Here is a 19,043-nt window from a genome sequence, read left to right on the forward strand (position 1 = left end):
GCGTGAGGGTCTGCGCTGCATAGTGTAACAAGGCCCATCGCCGTGACCGTGGCAACGCGCTTGGGCTACTCTGGATCAGGGCGATGCTTTCCTGACGGAGGTGGCCGATGGTCGTTGCCGACGGATGCGCGATCCGGTGCTGCGGCACCGGCAGGCGAGGCAATGCATGAACGTCGTCGCTGCCTGGCTGCTGCGCAAGTACGAACGCTGGAAGCAGGACACGCTGAGCCAGAGCGATTTCCGCCCCAGTGTCAGCATCCTCAAGCTTTCGCTGATGGCCGTGTTCGTGGGCATCGCCGCGGCGTTCGTCGCGTACGTGCTGTACCGGATGATCGGTCTGGTCACCAACCTGGCGTTCCGCCAGCAGTTCTCCTTCGACTTCGTCGCGCCGGCCCTGCATGCCCCGGTATGGGCGATCGTGCTGGCGCCGCTGGTGGGCGGCCTGCTGGTGGGGCTGATGGCGCGCTACGGCAGCGACCGCATCCGCGGGCACGGCATCCCGGAGGCGCTGGAGGCGATCCTGTTTCGCCGCAGCAAGATGATGGCGAAGGTGGCGATCCTGAAACCGCTGTCGGCGGCGATCGCGATCGGCACCGGCGGCCCGTTCGGTGCGGAAGGGCCGATCATCATGACCGGCGGCGCGGTGGGTTCGCTGTTCGGCCAGATGTTCTATCTCACCTCGATGGAGCGCCGCACCCTGCTGGTAGCCGGCGCCTGCGCCGGCATGGCGGCCACCTTCGGCACGCCGATCGCGGCGACCCTGCTGGCGGTGGAACTGCTGCTGTTCGAGCTGCGCCCGCGCAGCACCATCCCGGTGGCGATCGCCTGCTTCGTGGCCGATGCGCTGCGCATGTGGCTGCTCGGTCCCGGCGCGCTGTTTCCGCTGGCGACGGTATTCGTGGTGAGCCTGCCGACCTTCGGTCTGGCTGCGGTGTGCGGCTTCCTCGCCGGCCTGTTGGCGACGGCGCTGACTGCGTTGGTGTACCGCGCCGAGGACATGTTCCATCGCCTGCCGGTGCACTGGATGTGGTGGCCGCTGATCGGCGCGGTGGCGGTGAGCATCGGTGGCGTGATCGAACCGCAGGCGCTGGGCGTGGGCTACGACGTGATCGACAAGCTGCTGACGGGCCAGCTGGTGGGCATGGCGATCCTGATCTTCATGCTGGTGAAGTCCGCGATGTGGGTGATCTATCTCGGCTCAGGGACGTCCGGTGGTGTGCTGGCGCCGCTGCTGTCGCTGGGTGCGGGGCTGGGTGGCCTGGAGTCGATGGTGTTTCCCGGCACGGATCCGCTGCTGTGGCCGCTGCTCAGCATGGGGGCGATGCTGGCCGGCGTGATGCGATTGCCGTTCACCTCGATCATGTTCGCGCTGGAACTCACCCACAACGCCAGCGCGCTGCCCGTGCTGCTGGTGGCCTGCACCACGGCCTACGGTGTGAGCGTGTTTCTGATGAAGCGCTCGATACTTACCGAGAAGATCGCGCGGCGCGGCCTGGACATCTTTCGCGAGTACACGGTGGACCGGCTAGAGCACATTCCGGTGCGCGAGGTGATGACCACGGCGATGATCACCGTGCCCGGTGACCTCAGCGTGCGCGAACTGGCCGGGCGTTATTTCGGCGCCGACCAGCAGTACCGCGCCTTTCCGGTAGTGGATGCCGATGGCGGCCTGCTCAACGTGGTCAACCGGCAGGACGTGCAGCGCTGGCTGAAGGAAGATCCCGCGGGCAGCGCGCGGCTGGCCGACGTGGTGGGTAAGGAGCCGGTGATCGCGTTGCCCGACGAGAGCTGCCAGAGCGTGGCCGTGCGCGCCGCAGTGGAAAAGCTCGACCGCATTCCGGTGGTCGGTCCGGATCGCCGCACCCTGCTCGGCATGGTCACACGCTACGACCTGCTCAAGCCGTACACGCACTACCACGACGAGGAAAGGGTGCGCGAACGCTTCTTCCGCAACGGCAAGACATGAAGGCGCACGCAAGGTGCAGGGAATCTGGCGGCCAATTCAACGCCCATAGGTCAAGGTGACCCGCGCCGCGCCGAGCGTGTGGCCATGGATCATGAAGCCGGCCAGGGCTGGCGAAGCGCCCTCAGGAAGCTCCATGGAGGGCACGTCCAGCGCGTATACGGTGAAGATGTAGCGGTGCGGCGCATCGCCCTTGGGCGGGCACGGGCCGCCCCACGCCGCCTGGCCATAGTCGTTGCGCACCGCAAGCGCGCCAGCCGGCAGGTGGCCGCCAGCCGGCAGCGCCGCGCTTGAGGCGGGCAGGTTGACCACTACCCAGTGCCACCAGCCGCTACCCGTGGGCGCGTCCGGGTCGTAAACGGTGAGCGCATAGCTGCGCGTGCCGGTCGGGGCATGCTGCCAATGCACGGCAGGCGCGCGGTTGTCGCCGGTGCAGCCAAAGCCATGGAAGCTGCTGCTCGGGGGCAGGCGCCCGTGTTCGCCGTCGACCTGTACCTGGAAGTCGGCGGCGTGGACACCCAGCGCGAAGGCGGATGCAAACAGTGTGGCAATCAGGCGGCGCATGGGAACCTCGCGGGAAGGGAGTGCGCGCATGGTGCGCGCCGCCGCATGGCCGCAGTGGCTTCAAACGCGCAAGCGCTCGCTCGATCCGCTCAGTCGCGCAGTTCGGAAGGCAAGGTGCCGAAGCGTTCGCGAAAACGCGCGGCGAAGCGCGAAGGCGAGGCATAGCCGCATTCGGCGGCCACTTGCTTGAGCGGCTTGTGCGAACCCTGTACCAGGGCCAGCCCGTGGGTGAGCCGTACTTCTTCGAGGATGCCCCGGAAACTGGTCGTCTCCTCGGCCAGGCGTCGGCGCAGCGTGGCGGTGCTGAGCGCCAGTTGTCCGGCCACTTCTTCCGCGCGCCACTCGCGGGCGGGCTGCGTGTTGAGCAACAGGCGAATGCGCTCGCCCAGTCCGCGGTCGCGCTGCATCGGTGGCCGATAACCGGCCAGCGCCACGGCGGCCACCAGTTCGGCGACACGGTGGCGCAGCAGGTTTTCCGGGAGCTGTTCGGAGACGCCTTGCTCGACGTGGGCAAAGGCCTGTTCCAGGGCGCGCAGCGCGGGCAACGCCGCCCATGGCGATGCGTCGGCGGGCGCCAGGTCGGCAGGGTCCAGCATCGCCTGCGGCAGGCACAGGCAGACGGCGCGGTATGCGCCGTCGTCCGGCGGCAGGTTTTCCACGTGCAGCAATTGCCCGGGCGCCACCGCGGCAAAGCCGCCGGTGGGGATTTCGTCCTGGCGTCGCCCGTCGCCCATGCGCTTGCGGCCTGCACGTACCTGGAAGATCGAGAATTCGCTGAAGGGCGCGGCGGCGATGCGTTGCCGCCGCCTGGCGAAAATCTCTAGGCGTGCGATGGCCACGCGCGGGCTTAGTCGACCAGCCCGGCGGGCAGCTGCATGGTGATGCAGTGCAGGCTGCCGTTCTGCCAGATCAGCGGACGGCACGGCACCTGCACCACGACGCGGCCCGGATGCGCGCTGCCGATGATGCGCGCGGCCTCGTCATCGGCGGCATCGCCGTAAGCCGGCACCAGCACCGCACCATTGACGATCAGGTAGTTCGCGTACGAGGCGGCGAGTCGGCGGCCTTCGTCGATGATGGGTTGCGCCCAGGGCAGCGGGTGCAACTGGTATGGGCGACCGTCGAGGGTGCGCAGCGCGGCCAGTTCCTCGCCCATGCGCGCTAGTTCGCCATGGTGCTTGTCGGCCGCGTCGTCGCAGGCCTGGTACACGATGTGTTCGCCGGGCGCGAAGCGGGCGAGGGTATCGATGTGCGCGTCGGTGTCGTCGCCTTCGAGATAGCCGTGGTCCAGCCACAGGATGCGGTCGGCGTGCAGGCTGTCTTCGAGGATCGCGTCCATCGCCTCGCGACTCTGCTCCGGGTGGCGCTGGTGCAGGCACTTCCAGGTGGTGAGCACGGTGCCGTCGCCGTCGCTCTCGATGCCGCCGCCTTCCAGCGCCCAGTCGATGCGCCGGTGTCCGGCGTTGCCGAACACGCCGGCCTCGACCAGGCCCGCGATCAGCGCGTCGTCCTGCTCGGCGCCGAACTTGCCGCCCCAGCCGGTGAAGCGGAAATCGGCGAGCCGGAAGGCACCGTCGCCGGCCGTCAGCGTGATCGGGCCGGAATCGCGCAGCCAGGTGTCGTCGTAGGGCAGCTCGACGAAGCGGATGCGGCCGAAATCGACACCGGCCTTGCGCAGCAGCGACTCGGCGTGCGTGCGCACTTCGGCATCGGCCACCACCACGATCAGGCGCTGGAAGCGCGTGACTGCCGCGGCCAGCGCCACGTAGGTGGTTTCCACCTCGGCGAGGCGCTCGGCCCAGTCGGTGCCCGCGTGCGGCCAGGCGATCAGCACCGCGGCTTGCGGCTCCCATTCGGCGGGCAGGCGCCAGCGGGGTTCGGTCATGACGGGATACTCGTGCGTGTGAGGTGGCGCCTGCGTCGGCGCCGGGCCGCGCATTTTAAGCGATCAGGCACGCGAACACGACGACGCGGCCCGCGCTGCCGCGGGCCGCGTCGAAATCCGGGCGATCAATTCGCCGAGCTGGGATGGGTGTTGTTGCCCGCCGGGGTGTTGAGCACGGAATGGATCACGCGATTGCCCTGGAAGTACACGATGAAGCTCGAATACTCCCAGCGGTTGATCACCGGGTGCTTGCTGCTGTCGCCGCCGCGCGGCGACAGCTTGCGCTGCGGTGCGCCGTAGCGCTGTTCGACCTGGGCCATGCTCATGCCGCGGGTGGGCAGGTTCATGCCCTGTTCCTGCTGCACGCGGTGAATAAGCAGATTGTCGGCACGGGCCGTCTGCGGTGCGACCAGGCTGCCGAAACCGATGGCGACGGCTGCCAGCAAGGGCAGGCTGTGACGATGCTTGAACATGATCCCCCTCCACGCGTGGTGTTGCCGCGCCGTTGTAGCAGAACTTCCGGCGACTATCCACGGGCAACCGTGGCAGATGTGATTGGCTCAGCCGTTATCATGTGCGACCACCCCGTCCCGCCTGAAGTCTTCTGATGATCTCGTTCCGCCATTTCGCCCTCCGCCGCGGCAGCCGCCTGCTGCTGTCCGACATCGACCTGGTGATCCAGAGCGGCTGGCGGCTGGGCGTCATCGGGCGCAACGGCTGCGGCAAGTCCAGTCTCTTTGCCGCGCTGCAGGGACAGGTGGAAGCCGATGCCGGCGACATCGACCTGCCGGCGAAGCTGCGCCTGGCCTCGGTGGCGCAGGAAACGCCCGCGCTGCCCGATCCGGCGATCGACTACGTGCTGGGCGGCGACGTCGAATTGGCCACTGCGCTGCGCGACGAAGCCGACGCGCAGGCGCGCGGCGACAGCGAGGCAATGGCGCACGCGCATCACCGCATCGAAGAGCTGCACGGCTACGACGCCCGTGCCCGTGCCGGCCGCCTGCTGCACGGCCTGGGTTTCGCGCCGGAAACGCACGAGCGCGCGGTGAAGGAGTTCTCCGGCGGCTGGCGTGTGCGCCTGAACCTGGCACGCGCGCTGATGGCGCCCTCCGACCTGCTGCTGCTCGACGAGCCCACCAACCATCTCGACCTCGATGCGGTGCTGTGGCTGGAAGAGTGGCTGCGGCGCTACCAGGGCACCTTGCTGATCATTTCGCACGACCGCGAATTCCTCGACGGCGTGATCGACCACACCTTGCACCTGGTCGATGGCGGCGCACGCCTCTACACCGGCAACTACAGTGCCTTCGAGCGCCTGCGCGCCGAGCAGTTGCGGCAGCAGCAGATCGCGCACGAGCGCGAGCAGGCCGAACGCGCGCACCTGCAGAGCTTCATCGACCGCTTCAAGGCCAAGGCCAGCAAGGCCAAACAGGCGCAGTCGCGCATGAAGCGGCTGGAGAAGATGGCCGGCACCGAGGCGGTGCGCGCCGAGCGCGCGTTCCATTTCCAATTCGCCAAGCCCGATCGCGTGCCCGACTCCATGCTGCAGCTGGAAGAGGTGACCGCCGGCTATCCGGCCGGCTCGCGCGAGGAGGGCGACGACCATCTGCCCGGCCACGACGCGCCCAGCCGCGAGGCCACGATCATCCTGCGCGACGTGCGTTTCCGCCTCGAGGCCGGCGAGCGCATTGGCCTGCTCGGCCCCAACGGCGCGGGCAAGTCCACGCTGGTGAAGACGCTGGTGGGTGAACTTACGCCACTGGGAGGCGAGCGCAAGGCGCACAAGGACCTGAAGATCGGCTATTTCGCCCAGCACACGGTGGAAAGCCTGCGCGAGGGCGCCAGCCCGTTCGACCACCTGCAGGACAAGGCGCCCGGCGTGGCCGCACAGGCGCTGCGCGACTTCCTCGGTACCTGGAACTTCGCCGGCGACCGCGCCTTCGAATCGGTGGACGGTTTCTCCGGCGGCGAACGCGCGCGCCTCGCGCTGGCGCTGATCGCTTGGGACAAGCCCAACCTGCTGCTGCTGGACGAACCCACCAATCACCTCGACCTCGACATGCGCGAAGCGCTGGCCGATGCGCTGGCGGATTTCGACGGCGCGCTGGTGTTGGTGTCGCACGACCGCCACCTGCTCGGCATGGTCAGCGACAGCTTCTGGCGCGTGGCCGATGGCGTGGTGGAGCCATTCGATGGAGACCTCGACGACTACGCACGCTGGCTGCGCGCGCGCGGTTCGGCGAACAAGAAATCCGCCAAAGCCGAGGCGAAGCCCGCAGCGCCCGTCGAATCGCCGGAAGAGCGCCGCCGCAATGCCGCCCAGCAACGCGAGAACGAAAAGGCCACGCGCCAGCGCGTGAAGAAAATCGAGGCGCGCGTGGCCGCCATCGACGCCGAACTGACGGCGCTGGAGGCGAAGCTGACCGAACCGGAAACCTACAACGGTCCCACCGCCACCCTGATGAAACTCGGCCAGCAGCAGGCCGAACTGCGCCGCGAGAAGGAAACGCTGGAGGTGGAATGGATGGCCCTGTACGAGGAACTGGAAGCCTGATGAGCGCGCAAGCGACGCAGTTGTGGCTGCCTGCGCTGGACCGGTTCGACCGCGCGCATCCGCTGCGTCGCCTGCTGGTGCAGGCGGATCGACTGCCCGACGAACCGTGCGGCCGGCTGGGGGGGCTCGCCCATGCCTTCGGTACGGATGCGGCGACGCTGCCGGCCGCCGCGCTGATCCGCGAACATCTGTTAGGCGATGCTGGCGAGGCAATCTGGCTCAATGCCGACCCCGCCTGGGTGCAGCCGGATATGGCGGGCGTGCGCCTGCTGGCCTGCGGCTCGATGTCTTTGGCCCTGGACGAGGCGCAGGCCTTCGCAGAACTGTTGCAACCGGCGTTCGCCGAGGCCGGCCTGCAACTGGAGATCAGTGCGCCGAACCACTGGCAGTCGCGCCTTGCGCCCGGCATGCAGCTGCCGGATTTCGCCACGCCCGAACAGGCGCTGGGCGAGGATCTGTATCAGCATTTGCCGCAGGGGGCCGAGGGTCGTCCGTGGCGCATGCTGCTCAATGAAGCGCAAGTGCTGCTGCACCAGCATCCCTTGAACGCCGCCCGTCAGTCGCGTGGGCTGCCACCGGTCAACAGCGTCTGGCTGTGGGGGGCAGGGCGGCTGCCTGCATCGCTGCACAGCCGGTTTGCCGGCGTGGTCGGCAGCGACACATTGCTGCTGGCGCTGGCTGCGTGCGCGGGCATCCCATCCCGGGCTTGTACGCAGGATGCCGTGGCATTGGCGCCAGCCGGCTGGCTGCTCGACTTGCAGGATCTGTCTGCGGCCGAGCTTGGCGATGCATGGTGCGCGGCTATTGAGGCGTTGGCACGACGGCAGCCTCTGCACATGGTGTTCGCCAGCGGCGAACGCTGGTCATGGCGGCCGCTGCATCGCTGGCGCTTCTGGCGCGGGGCGCCGCGTTGAACGTGCTGGAGCTGCGGCGGCGCGAACCGCAGGGCGAGCCGTCCGGCTGGGACGCCGCCGTGCATCCGGTCCTGCAGCGCATCTACGCTGCACGTGGCGTGCTTCGACCGGACGGCGTGGAGCACCGCTTGCAGCACCTGCTGCAGCCGCAGGCGTTAGGCGGCCTGGATGCCGCCACCGAACTGCTGGCCGAAGCGATCCGCGGCGACTGGGCCATCCTGATCGCCGGCGATTACGACTGCGACGGCGCCACCGGCACCGCCGTGGCCGTGCGCGGCCTGCGCATGCTGGGCGCCAGGCGCGTGGGCTACGCCGTGCCCAACCGCTTCGTGCATGGCTACGGCCTCACGCCGGCACTGGTCGATTCGCTGCAGCCGCGCCCGCAGCTGATCGTGACCGTGGACAACGGTGTGGCCAGCGTGGCCGGCGTGGCGCGTGCGCGCGAACTCGGCATGCGCGTGATCGTCACCGACCATCATCTGCCCGGCGAACAACTGCCGGATTGCGACGCGATGGTGAACCCGAATCTTGTGGGCGACGGGTTCCCGAGCAAGGCGCTCGCAGGTGTCGGAGTCATGTTCTATCTGCTGCTCGCATTGCGCGCGAAGCTTTATCCGAGCGACCGTCCTGATCGCGACGATCAAGAAGCGGCCATCCATGGACGCATTCCTCAAAAGAGCAGGCCCGACCTCTCCACCTTGCTCGATCTGGTGGCGCTGGGCACGGTGGCCGACCTGGTGCCGCTGGATTTCAACAACCGCGTGCTGGTGGAAGCGGGCCTGCGGCGCATCCGCAGCGGTCGCGCCTGCGTCGGCATTGCCGCGCTCATCGAATGCGGCAAGCGCAGCGCTGCCACGCTGTGTGCCAGCGACCTGGGCTTTGCCGTGGGGCCTCGCCTCAACGCGGCAGGGCGGTTGGAGGACATGCAGCTCGGCGTGGAATGCCTGCTCACCGACGACGCGGTGCAGGCGCGCCGCTATGCCGGCGAACTCGACGCGATCAATCGCGAGCGCCGCGACCTGCAGGCATCCATGGTGGCCGAAGCCGAAGTGATGACGGCCGGCCTGCGCGACATCGATGCGGTGGGCGTGGCGCTGTACGAGCCATCGTGGCATGCGGGCGTGGTGGGGTTGGTGGCTTCCAAATTGAAGGAACGCCTGCATCGCCCCGTGATCGCTTTCGCACCCGCTAGCGAAGACGATGCAGAACACTTGCGCGGCTCCGGACGCTCGATTCCCGGTTTCCATCTGCGTGATGCGCTGGCGACGATCGATGCGCGCCAGCCCGGCCTGATCGAACGCTTCGGCGGCCATGCGATGGCGGCTGGCCTGAGCCTGCGCACGGCGGATTTTCCGCGCTTCGCCGCTGCCTTCGACGCGGTCGCGCGCGAGTTGATCGCACCGGAACGCCTGCAGGCCGCGCTCTACACCGACGGCGAACTTCCCGCAGGCAACTTGTCGCTGGAACTGGCCTTGCAACTGCGCAGCGCCGGACCGTGGGGACAGGCCTTCCCCGAGCCGCTGTTCGACAACGTCTTCGAATGCGCGAACTGGAAGCCGATGGGCGAGGGCCATTGGCGGCTGGGCCTGCGCGATCCGCGCGACGGCAGCATGCACGATGCGGTGATGTTCAACGTCGGTGCCGCCTCGCCGCCATCACGCCTGCGCGCCGTCTACGAGCTGGTGGTCAACGACTGGCAGGGCCGCGAATCGCCGCGCCTGCTGCTGCGCCACGTCGAGCCGGCCTAGAGGCTGCCTACGATCGGCGGGTGCCTCGCGCGGCATTCACAGCCCGCATTCCACACTGCTCGCCCGTCCGCCACGGAGACCGTCATGCTGGAACAGATCGATGGATTGCCGCCCGGCACGCTGGGCTTTCGCGCGCATGGCCAAGTGACTGCAGCCGATTACGAGCAGGTGTTGGTGCCCGACGTGGAAGCGGTGTTCGCGCTCAACCGCAAGCTGCGCATGCTGTTCGTGGTGGCGCCGGACTTCACCGGGTTCGACGCGGGAGCGATGTGGGACGACGCCATGCTCGGCATGCGGCACATCAGCGGCTGGGACCGCGTGGCGCTGGTGACCGACGTGCCTTGGCTGCGCACCGCGGCCAAGGTGTCGCGATTCCTGGTGCCGGCCGATTTCCGTCTGTTCGCGCTGGCGGCGCTGGAAGAGGCAACGCGCTGGATCGCCGAGCCCGTGGTGGATTGAGCGGATGGACGGCCGAATGCCGTCATGCGCAATCATCACTTGCGCTGGCGACCGCCTTCTGTTCTAGTCGACCCATGACCTTCACGACTGCCATGTTCCCGAACGCCACCGCGCCTGCCGCGCGGGGTTTCGTGGCGGCCGTCAACAACAATCGCGCGAACAATAACAACGCCAACCGTTGGCGGGCCCGCGCGTAGCTGAAAGCAACACCACCAGACACGCGACCAAGGCCCGCCCAGTGCGGGCCTTGGTTTTTTTGTGTGCTTGATTCGTGCGCGGGTCCGTCCGTGCAAAAGCAAAACCGGTCATCCGCGGCCGTGCATCAACCATTGCGTGGCTTCATCCATGCAAAGCAAAACCGGCCCTCCATGGCCGACTTTCAAACAGAGCTTTCATCACCAGCAGACGAGGAACGCCCAACATGTGTTCGATTTTCGGAATGTTCGACCTGCAGCCGGGCGACGACCTCGCCGCCTTGCGCCGGCAGGCGCTGGAACTGTCGCAGCGCCAGCGCCATCGCGGCCCGGACTGGAGCGGCGTATTCGTGGACGCGGGCGTGATCCTGGTGCACGAACGCCTCGCCATCGTCGACCCGGCATCGGGCGCACAGCCGCTGCGTTCGCGCGACGGCGCGCTGGCGCTGGCGGTGAACGGCGAGATCTACAACCACCGCGCGCTGCGCGATGCCAGCGGCTACGACTTCACCACGGGTTCGGACTGCGAGGTGATCAACGCGTTGTACCGTGAGCATGGCGCAGCCGGGTTCATCGAGCACGGCGTGTCCAAGCTCAACGGCATCTTCGCCTTCGCCTTGTGGGACGGCGCGACGCAGCGCTACCTGATCGCACGCGATCCCATCGGCGTGTGCCCGCTTTACTGGGGACACGACGAACAAGGCCGCCTGTGCGTGGCTTCGGAAATGAAGGCGCTGGCCGGCCTATGCGCCGACGTGGCTACGTTCCCGCCCGGTCACGTGTACGACAGCGCCACGGGCGAGCTGCACCGTTATTACCGCAAGGACTGGCGCGACCATGCCGCCACGCGCGGGCACGACGTGCCGCCGGCCGAACTGCGCGCGGCTTTCGAGCAGGCCGTGCATCGCCAGCTGATGACCGACGTGCCGTACGGCGTGCTGCTCTCCGGCGGTCTGGATTCTTCGCTGGTGGCCGCCTGCGCCGCGAAGTTCGCCCGCGAGCGTATCGAGGACAACGACAGGAGTGAGGCGTGGTGGCCGCGCCTGCATTCCTTCGCCATCGGCCTGGAAGGATCGCCCGATCTCGCCGCCGCGCAGATCGCCGCCGATGCGCTGGGCACGGTGCACCACGGTTTCGTCTACACCTTCTGGGAAGGGCTGGATGCGGTGCCCGAGGTGATTCGGCACCTGGAAACCTACGACGTCACCACCATCCGCGCCGCCACGCCGATGTACCTGCTGGCCCGCCGCATCAAGGCGATGGGCGTGAAGATGGTGCTGTCGGGCGAAGGCTCGGACGAGATCTTCGGCGGCTACCTGTACTTCCACAAGGCGCCTTCGGCGGAAGCCTTCCACGAAGAGACCGTGCGCAAGCTCGACGCGCTGCACAGCTACGACTGTCTGCGCGCCAACAAGGCGATGATGGCCTGGGGCGTGGAGGCGCGCGTGCCTTTCCTCGACCTCGAATTCATCGATGTGGCGATGGGCATGGACGCCGCGCACAAGATGGCCGGCCACGGCAAGATCGAGAAGCACGTGCTGCGCGCAGCCTTCGACGGTGCCTTGCCGAAGGAAATCCTGTGGCGCCAGAAAGAGCAGTTCAGCGACGGCGTCGGCTACGGCTGGATCGACGGGCTGAAGGCGCATGCCGAACAGATGGTGAGCGACCGCGAATTCGCCGCGGCCGCCGCACGCTTTCCGTTCAACACGCCGGCCACCAAGGAAGCGTATTTCTATCGCCGCATCTTCGAGCAGCACTACCCGGGCGAAGCCAGTGCGGCCACCGTGCCGGGCGGCAAGTCCATCGCCTGTTCCTCGCCTGCGGCGCTGGCCTGGGACCCGGCCTTCGCGGCGATGGCCGACCCGTCGGGCCGTGCCGTGCGCGGAGTGCACGAGAAGGCGTTGGCGTGAGGCTCGTGCTTCCGGTCGCGCGGGCCGGAAGCGGCTTCAGTGCAGGTCGGGATGCAGCATGAAGCACTGCGTGCCGTGGCGGAAATCGAGCAGGAAATCCATGTCGCGCAGGGCGCCTGCACCCAGCGTGATGCCGTGCGCGAGCCCTTGCGCCACGGAGGAATCGGGGAGCACCGCGAAATACATTTCGATGGGCTGGCCGCCGATGGTGAGCTTCACCTTGGCGAGCTCGGCATTGGCGAAGGGATGCGATCCGCCGATGTCGTTCACGGCGGTCTTGCCGCGATGCAGCGGGGTGACTTCCTCCAGTGCCTGCTTCGTGCCGGACAGGTATTGGTAGTCGCCCGTGTCGAGCAGCACCGCCTGCGGCTTGTCGTTGACCAGCAGGGAAGGCAAGAGCCTGAGGCTGGTGCCCCACACATTGGTGGCCGCCACCATCGGCGTGCCGCAGGCCGGCGCGCGGGCGGTTCCGCCGTAGACGGTCAGCGCCGCATCCTTGTGGCTGATGCGCAGCGTGCCGAGCGGCGCTAGGAGGTTGCCGCCGATCAGCGCGATCGAACGCGGTACTACCATCACAGGCACGTGATGCAAGGTGACGCCGCCGATCTTCAGCTCATCGAGCAGGCCGTGCTCCGCATGGACATTGGTGCTCAGCCAGCCGCCGACGCGCACTTTCCGGTCCAGCGGCCGGACGCCGAAGGTCTGCGCCTGCGCGGCGCCCAGCACGAGATCGTTGGCACCGGTATCCAGCATTAGGTCGAAGTCGTGGCCGTTCGCCGCCGCCTTGAAGGTCGGGATCCATGCGTCGTCCTTGAGCGGAATGGAAACGCCATCGGCAGGGGCGTCGTAGGTCAAAGGCGGGGAGGCGGCCTCGTCGCCGGCCAGGTAGGACTCTACGTTGGCCAGGGCCTTGTCCACGCCACGCCCCTGGAAACGCTTGACGAGTTCGCGCTCCACCGCGTCGGCGTCGCCGCGCTTGCCCGCCAGGCGCAAGTCGCCGCTGCGGAATTGCCCGCAGAGCAATGCGACGCCCGGCTTGCTGTCGATCAGGTCGTTCTCGCAGAGCTGGGCGTCCGCGCTTGCCGCGTCCAGGTGGAAGTGGATGCGTTCGAGCACCATGGCCGCCCAGACATGCGCCACGGGATCGGTGGCGGAGCCGTAGATGCGCGTGGCAGTGGCCTCGTCGCCCTGCTGCATGGCCGCGACCAGGGTGCGGATGGTGGCGGCGGGTTCTGCGGTATCGGCAGGGGCCTGTGCGGCGTCCTGCGCCAGGCCGGCGATCGGCGCGGCAAGCAGGGCGATGCAGGCGAGTTTCGCGGCTGGCCTGAGGAAAGAGCGGTTGCGCATGGATACGTCCTTACCCGGTTCGATCGTCGCCTTGGCCAGCGGTGCGCAGCATCGGGCAAAGCCGGTGCTCGTACAAGCCCGTGGCCGTCCATTTCGGCCGGCATGCTAAGCTTGCGGGCCGCAAAACCCTTACGAACACATCCATGATCGAGACCAATCCGATCCTCGCGCAGATCGCGGACCTCACGGCCCGCGTCGAGTCGCTTAGGGGGTATCTTTGACTACGCCACCAAGCGTGAGCGCCTCGAAGAAGTAAGCCGCGAGCTGGAAAGCCCCAACGTCTGGGACGATCCGCCGCGCGCGCAGGAACTGGGCCGCGAACGCGCGCGCCTCGACACCGTGGTCACCGGCATCGACGAACTCACCGCCGGGCTGTCCGATGCGAAAGAGCTGCTGGAAATGGCCGCCGCCGACGGCGACGAGGAAACCGTCGCCTCGGTCGCCGACGACGTGGACAAGCTCGAGGCCCGCGTCGGCAAGCTGGAATTCCAGCGCATGTTCTCCGGCAAGATGGATTCGGCGAACGCCTTCGTCGACATCCAGGCCGGCGCCGGCGGTACCGAGGCGCAGGACTGGGCCGAAATGCTGCTGCGCATGTACCTGCGCTGGGCCGAGTCGCGCGGCTGGAAGACCGAACTGCTGGAAGCCTCCGGCGGCGAAGTGGCGGGCATCAAGTCGGCCACCTTCCGCGTGGAAGGCGACTACGCCTACGGCTGGCTGAAGACCGAGATCGGCGTGCACCGCCTGGTGCGCAAGAGCCCGTTCGACTCGGACAACCGCCGCCACACCAGCTTCACCAGCGTGTTCGTGTCGCCCGAAGTCGACGACAACATCGACATCGAGATCAACCCGGCCGACCTCAAGACCGACGTGTACCGCTCGTCCGGCGCCGGCGGCCAGCACGTGAACAAGACCGAGTCCGCGGTGCGCATCACCCACGTCCCCAGCGGCGTGGTGGTGGCCTGCCAGACCGAGCGCAGCCAGCACGCCAACCGCGACCGCGCGATGAAGATGCTGGCCGCGAAGCTGTACGAACTCGAGGTGCAGAAGCGCAATGCCGAGAAGGATGCGCTGGAAGCGACCAAGTCCGACATCGGCTGGGGCAGCCAGATCCGCAACTACGTGCTCGACCAGAGCCGCATCAAGGATCTGCGCACCGGCGTGGAGCGTTCCGATACGCAGAAGGTGCTGGACGGCGACCTCGACGAATTCATCGAGGCCAGCCTGAAATCCGGCCTGGACGCGGGCGCCAAGCGCGTCGATGCCTGAGGTACCCATGTCGCGGCTTCAGCCGCGATATGGAAATGCGCCTGTATAGACCTTTCCGGTTCCCAACACAGACTGAGGTAGCCAGCATGAATGCCAAGAAGATCTGCAGCATCCTGTTTGCCTGTGCCGCCGTGGCGGCGTTCGGCGCGAGCGCGCAGAGCGCCGGCCAGGACATCAAGCAGGGCGCGAAGGACGTGGGCCACGGCGTCGCCACCGGCGCACGCGCGGTAGGCCATACCACCAAGCACGTCGCCACCAAGGTCGGCCACGGCGCCAGGGATGCCGGCACCGGCATTGGCCACGGCGCCAAGAAGGCCGGTGTCGCGGTCGGTCACGGTGCCAAGAACGTCGGCACCGCCATCGGCCACGGCGCGAAGGAAGGCTGGGACGCCACCAAGGACGCGACCAAGAAAGTGTTCGGCAAGGGCAATTGATCGCCTTCGGGTCCGTTCGCATCGAGCGTGCCGGTGCAAGCCGGCGAGGCCGAAGCGCATTGCGATGCTTCTTCGGCGCTGGCTTAGCGAGTCCGCGCCCGAGGCGAACGGTTCTACTTTAGACATGCAGCCGCCGGTGCCAGCACCGGCCACCACGGAAGCCCCATGAGCGAGACCACCGATACCCAGCCCGTTGTCGACGAGAACAAGTTGATCGCCGAGCGTCGCGAGAAACTCGCGGCGCTGCGCGGGCAGGGCATCGCGTTTCCCAACGACTTCAAGGTGGACAGCTTCGCCGGCGACCTGCAGGACGAGTACGCCGACAAGGACGCGCTCACCGCCGAGGCCATCGAGGCGGCGCAGCGCCGCGTGAAGGTGGCCGGCCGCATCGTGCTCAAGCGCGTGCAGGGCAAGGTCAGCTTCGCGCAGATCCAGGACATGACCGGCCGCATCCAGCTGTTCATCCATTCCGGCACCGTGGGCGAGGTCTACGAGGCGTTCAAGGGCTGGGACATGGGCGACATCGTGGGCGCCGAAGGCGTGCTGATGCGCACCAAGACCGGCGAGCTGTCGGTGAAGGTGGATGCGCTGCGCCTGCTCACCAAGAGCCTGCGCCCGCTGCCCGACAAGCACCACGGCATGGCCGACGTGGAGCAGCGCTACCGCCAGCGCTACGTGGACCTCATCGTCACGCAGGAAGCGCGCGACACCTTCCAGAAGCGCTCGCGCATCATCGGTTTCATCCGCCAGTGGCTGGAGGCCGCGCCGCGCCGCTTCATGGAAGTGGAGACGCCGATGATGCACGTCATCCCCGGCGGCGCCACCGCGCGTCCCTTCGTCACCCACCACAACGCGCTGGACATGGACCTCTACCTGCGCGTGGCGCCGGAGCTGTACCTGAAGCGCCTCGTGGTCGGCGGCTTCGACCGCGTATACGAGATCAACCGCAACTTCCGCAACGAGGGCGTGTCCACCCGGCACAACCCCGAGTTCACCATGCTGGAGTTGTACCAGGCCTACGCCACCTACAACGAGATCATGGACCTCACCGAGTCGGTGATCCGCGACGCTGCACAGCACGTGCTGGGCACCACGCAGCTGGAATGGGACGGCGCGCAGATCGACGTCGGACCGGCCTTCCGCCGCTGGACGATGGAAGACGCGGTGCTGGAGCACAACCCCGAGATCAAGCGCGACGAGTTGCGCGACCGCGCGGCGATGGCCGCGCATGCGAAGCGTCTGGGCGTGCAGGTCAAGGACGGCTACGGCTGGGGCAAGCTGCTGCTGGAGATCTTCGAGAAGACGGTGGAGCACACCCTGATCCAGCCCACCTTCATCACCCAGCATCCGGTCGAGGTGTCGCCGCTGGCGCGCGAGAACGATGCGGACAAGGGCATCACCGACCGTTTCGAGCTGTTCGTCAACGGCAAGGAACTCGCCAATGGCTTTTCCGAGTTGAACGACTCGGAAGACCAGGCCGCGCGCTTCCAGGCGCAGGTGGACGCCAAGGACGCCGGCGACGACGAAGCCATGCACTTCGACGCCGACTACATCCGCGCGCTGGAGGTGGGCCTGCCGCCCACCGGCGGCCTCGGCATCGGCATCGACCGCCTGGTGATGCTGCTCACCAATGCCGCGTCGATCCGCGACGTGCTGCTGTTCCCGTACATGCGGCCGGAGGCCTGAGCCGGCCAGTCCGTTTCCCCCGCCCACAAGGAGTGATTGCATGAAGCTTTACTACTCACCTGGCGCTTGTTCGCTTGCTCCGCACATCGTTGCGCTGGAAGCCGGCATTCCGCTGCAGCTGGAAAAAGTCGATGGCAAGGCCAAGCGCACCGAGAGCGGCGCGGATTTCTGGCAGATCAACCCCAAGGGCTATGTGCCGACGCTGGAGCTGGACAGCGGCGAGATACTGACCGAAGGCCCGGTGATCTCGCAGTACCTCGCCGACCAGATGCCCGCCAGCGGGCTCGCGCCGGCCAACGGCACGCTGCCGCGCTACCACCTGCAGGAATTCCTGGGCTACATCAACTCCGAGCTGCACAAGACCTACAGCCCGTTGTTCAAGCCGGACACGCCCGAGGCGACCCGCACCGAGCGCAAGGAGTATCTGAAGCGCCGCTACCAGCTCCTCGAAAACGTGCTGGCGAAGCAGCCGTTCCTGCTCGGCGAGCAGTTCACCGTGGCCGATGCCTATCTGTTCACCGTGACCAATTGGGCCCGCCATGTGGAGCTGGACCTGTCAGGCTTCCCGGCATTGCAGGCTTTCCAGAAGCGCGTGGGCGAGCGCCCGGCGGTACACGCTGCGATGAAGTCGGAAGGGTTGGTGAAGTAAAACCCGTGCCGCAAACGCAAAGGGCCGCGCCCGTATGGCGCGGCCCTTTGCATGTCTGGCGTAGACGGGTCAGATGTCCTTCGCCAAGCCCTCGGCCAGGCCGATGTAGCCACCCGGGGTGAGGTCCAGCAGGCGCTGCTTGGCATCCGCGGGCAGCTCCAGCTTGGCGATGAAGTCGCGCATGGATTCCCGGGTGATGCCCTGGCCGCGGGTCAGCGCCTTGAGCTGCTCGTAGGGCTGCGGCAGGCCGTAGCGGCGCATCACGGTCTGCACGGCTTCGGCCAGCACTTCCCAGCTCGCATCGAGGTCGGCGGCGAGGCGGTCGGCGTTTACGGTGAGCTTGCCCAGGCCCTTCTGCAGCGATTCCAGCGCTACCAGCGTGTGACCGAAGGCGGTGCCCAGTGCGCGCAGCACGGTGGAGTCGGTGAGGTCGCGCTGCCAGCGGCTGATCGGCAGCTTTTCGGCGAAGTGGCCGAGCAAGGCGTTCGCGAGGCCGAAGTTGCCCTCGGCGTTCTCGAAGTCGATCGGGTTGACCTTGTGCGGCATGGTGGACGAGCCGACCTCGCCCTCCTTGAGCTTCTGCTTGAAGTAGCCCAGCGAGATATAGCCCCACACGTCGCGCGCCAAGTCGATCAGGATGGTGTTGGCGCGGCGCACCGCGTCGCAGTACTCGGCCACGCCGTCGTGCGGCTCGATCTGCGTGGTGTACGGGTTGTAGTCCAGGCCCAGGCTTTCCACGAAGCGCTGCGAGAACGCGCGCCAGTCGATCTCCGGATAGGTGATGGCGTGAGCGTTGTAGTTGCCCACCGCGCCGTTGATCTTGCCGGGGACTTCCAGCGCGGCGAGCTGCTTGCGCTGGCGCTCCAGACGCGCCACCACGTTCGCCAGTTCCTTGCCCAGCGTGCTGGGCGAGGCGGTCTGGCCGTGGGTGCGCGAGAGCATCGGCAGCGCGGCGTTGGCGTGCGCCAGCTCGCGCAGCCTGGCGATGATGCCGTCGAAGGCCGGCAGCAGCACCTGCTGGCGCGCGTCGCGCAGCATCAGTGCGTAGGACAGGTTGTTGATGTCCTCGCTGGTGCAGGCGAAGTGCACGAACTCCTTGGCCTGGGCCAGGGCGGCGTCGTTGCCGATGCGCTCCTTGATGAAGTACTCCACGGCTTTCACGTCGTGGTTGGTGGTGGCTTCGATCGCCTTGATGCGCGCGCCGTCCTCGACGGCGAAGCCGCTGGCGATGGCGCGCAGCTGCTGCACCTGTGCCGGCGTGAAGGGCGACAGTTCGGCAATGCCGGGTTCGCTGGCCAGCGCCAGCAGCCACTCGATCTCCACGTGCACGCGGCGGTGCATCAGGCCGAACTCGCTGAAGATCGGGCGCAACGGCTCGACCTTGCCGGCATAACGGCCGTCCAGCGGCGACAGGGCGGTGAGGGCGTGGTTGGACATCGGGGCGTTCCGGCGAAGGGAAACGCGCAT

16 protein-coding genes are annotated in these 19,043 nt (G+C 67.5%); 10 read left to right on the top strand and 6 right to left on the bottom strand.

Annotated features, from left to right (window positions below):
* Nucleotides 1-166: 166 nt before the first annotated feature.
* Entirely contained in the window at nucleotides 167-1,966 is a 1,800-nt protein-coding gene (locus tag IHE46_RS05430; protein ID WP_192163586.1) for a chloride channel protein, read from the top strand.
* A gap of 36 nt (nucleotides 1,967-2,002) precedes the next feature.
* Here IHE46_RS05430 and IHE46_RS05435 read toward each other — a convergent pair whose 3' ends face one another.
* From IHE46_RS05435 to IHE46_RS05450, 4 genes are all read right to left on the bottom strand, one after another.
* Nucleotides 2,003-2,527 (bottom strand): YbhB/YbcL family Raf kinase inhibitor-like protein, encoded by a 525-nt coding sequence (locus IHE46_RS05435; protein ID WP_192163587.1) that lies wholly within the window; start codon nucleotides 2,525-2,527, stop codon nucleotides 2,003-2,005.
* An 89-nt stretch (nucleotides 2,528-2,616) separates the two neighbouring features.
* A complete protein-coding gene (locus tag IHE46_RS17200) occupies nucleotides 2,617-3,366 on the bottom strand; it encodes a helix-turn-helix transcriptional regulator (protein ID WP_192163588.1) in 750 nt (249 codons plus the stop codon).
* A gap of 8 nt (nucleotides 3,367-3,374) precedes the next feature.
* A complete protein-coding gene (locus tag IHE46_RS05445) occupies nucleotides 3,375-4,412 on the bottom strand; it encodes an agmatine deiminase family protein (RefSeq protein WP_192163589.1) in 1,038 nt (345 codons plus the stop codon).
* A 125-nt stretch (nucleotides 4,413-4,537) separates the two neighbouring features.
* Complete coding sequence (locus tag IHE46_RS05450; RefSeq protein WP_192163590.1) at nucleotides 4,538-4,885, bottom strand: hypothetical protein; 348 nt, start codon at nucleotides 4,883-4,885, stop codon at nucleotides 4,538-4,540.
* Nucleotides 4,886-5,019: 134 nt separating this feature from the next.
* Between IHE46_RS05450 and abc-f the strand changes: the two genes are divergently transcribed.
* The 5 genes from abc-f (at nucleotide 5,020) to asnB (ending at nucleotide 12,191) form a co-directional block, all read left to right on the top strand.
* Nucleotides 5,020-6,966, top strand: coding sequence for a ribosomal protection-like ABC-F family protein (gene abc-f, locus IHE46_RS05455; RefSeq protein WP_192163591.1), 1,947 nt, complete (start codon nucleotides 5,020-5,022; stop codon nucleotides 6,964-6,966).
* Nucleotides 6,966-7,880, top strand: coding sequence for a phosphoglycerate mutase (locus IHE46_RS05460; RefSeq protein WP_192163592.1), 915 nt, complete (start codon nucleotides 6,966-6,968; stop codon nucleotides 7,878-7,880). Before abc-f ends, IHE46_RS05460 begins: the two co-directional genes overlap by 1 nt.
* Nucleotides 7,832-9,628 carry a single-stranded-DNA-specific exonuclease RecJ gene (gene recJ / locus IHE46_RS05465; protein WP_192163593.1) on the top strand — a complete coding sequence of 599 codons (1,797 nt, stop codon included), beginning with the start codon at nucleotides 7,832-7,834 and terminating at the stop codon, nucleotides 9,626-9,628. The genes IHE46_RS05460 and recJ overlap by 49 nt, the downstream gene beginning before the upstream one ends.
* Nucleotides 9,629-9,712: 84 nt before the next feature.
* Nucleotides 9,713-10,087 carry an STAS/SEC14 domain-containing protein gene (locus IHE46_RS05470; RefSeq protein ID WP_192163594.1) on the top strand — a complete coding sequence of 125 codons (375 nt, stop codon included), beginning with the start codon at nucleotides 9,713-9,715 and terminating at the stop codon, nucleotides 10,085-10,087.
* A gap of 421 nt (nucleotides 10,088-10,508) precedes the next feature.
* Nucleotides 10,509-12,191 (top strand): asparagine synthase B, encoded by a 1,683-nt coding sequence (asnB, locus tag IHE46_RS05475; protein WP_192163595.1) that lies wholly within the window; start codon nucleotides 10,509-10,511, stop codon nucleotides 12,189-12,191.
* A 36-nt stretch (nucleotides 12,192-12,227) separates the two neighbouring features.
* Here the strand turns inward: asnB and IHE46_RS05480 are convergent, their stop codons facing one another.
* Nucleotides 12,228-13,538, bottom strand: coding sequence for a retropepsin-like aspartic protease (locus IHE46_RS05480; protein ID WP_192163596.1), 1,311 nt, complete (start codon nucleotides 13,536-13,538; stop codon nucleotides 12,228-12,230).
* Between the two features lie 143 nt (nucleotides 13,539-13,681).
* Between IHE46_RS05480 and prfB the strand changes: the two genes are divergently transcribed.
* The 4 genes from prfB (at nucleotide 13,682) to gstA (ending at nucleotide 17,576) form a co-directional block, all read left to right on the top strand.
* Nucleotides 13,682-14,807, top strand: a protein-coding gene (gene prfB, locus IHE46_RS05485; protein WP_192163597.1) for a peptide chain release factor 2 whose coding sequence is annotated in 2 segments (ribosomal slippage) — nucleotides 13,682-13,756 and nucleotides 13,758-14,807 — 1,125 coding nt in all. Because the reading frame shifts where the segments join, the coding sequence is not laid out codon by codon here.
* An 86-nt stretch (nucleotides 14,808-14,893) separates the two neighbouring features.
* Nucleotides 14,894-15,241: a hypothetical protein gene (locus IHE46_RS05490; RefSeq protein WP_192163598.1), complete on the top strand. Its 348-nt coding sequence runs from the start codon at nucleotides 14,894-14,896 to the stop codon at nucleotides 15,239-15,241.
* Between the two features lie 165 nt (nucleotides 15,242-15,406).
* Nucleotides 15,407-16,927, top strand: a complete 1,521-nt coding sequence (lysS, locus tag IHE46_RS05495) for a lysine--tRNA ligase (RefSeq protein WP_192163599.1) — start codon at nucleotides 15,407-15,409, stop codon at nucleotides 16,925-16,927.
* Nucleotides 16,928-16,967: 40 nt separating this feature from the next.
* Nucleotides 16,968-17,576, top strand: a complete 609-nt coding sequence (gene gstA / locus IHE46_RS05500) for a glutathione transferase GstA (RefSeq protein WP_192163600.1) — start codon at nucleotides 16,968-16,970, stop codon at nucleotides 17,574-17,576.
* Between the two features lie 69 nt (nucleotides 17,577-17,645).
* Here gstA and purB read toward each other — a convergent pair whose 3' ends face one another.
* The gene (gene purB, locus IHE46_RS05505; protein ID WP_192163601.1) at nucleotides 17,646-19,013 is read right to left on the bottom strand and encodes an adenylosuccinate lyase; all 1,368 of its coding nucleotides are present in this window, start codon (nucleotides 19,011-19,013) and stop codon (nucleotides 17,646-17,648) included.
* Nucleotides 19,014-19,043: the final 30 nt, after the last annotated feature.

The sequence above is a fragment of the Rhodanobacter sp. DHG33 genome (assembly GCF_014843005.1).
Classification (GTDB): Bacteria; Pseudomonadota; Gammaproteobacteria; order Xanthomonadales; family Rhodanobacteraceae; genus Rhodanobacter_A.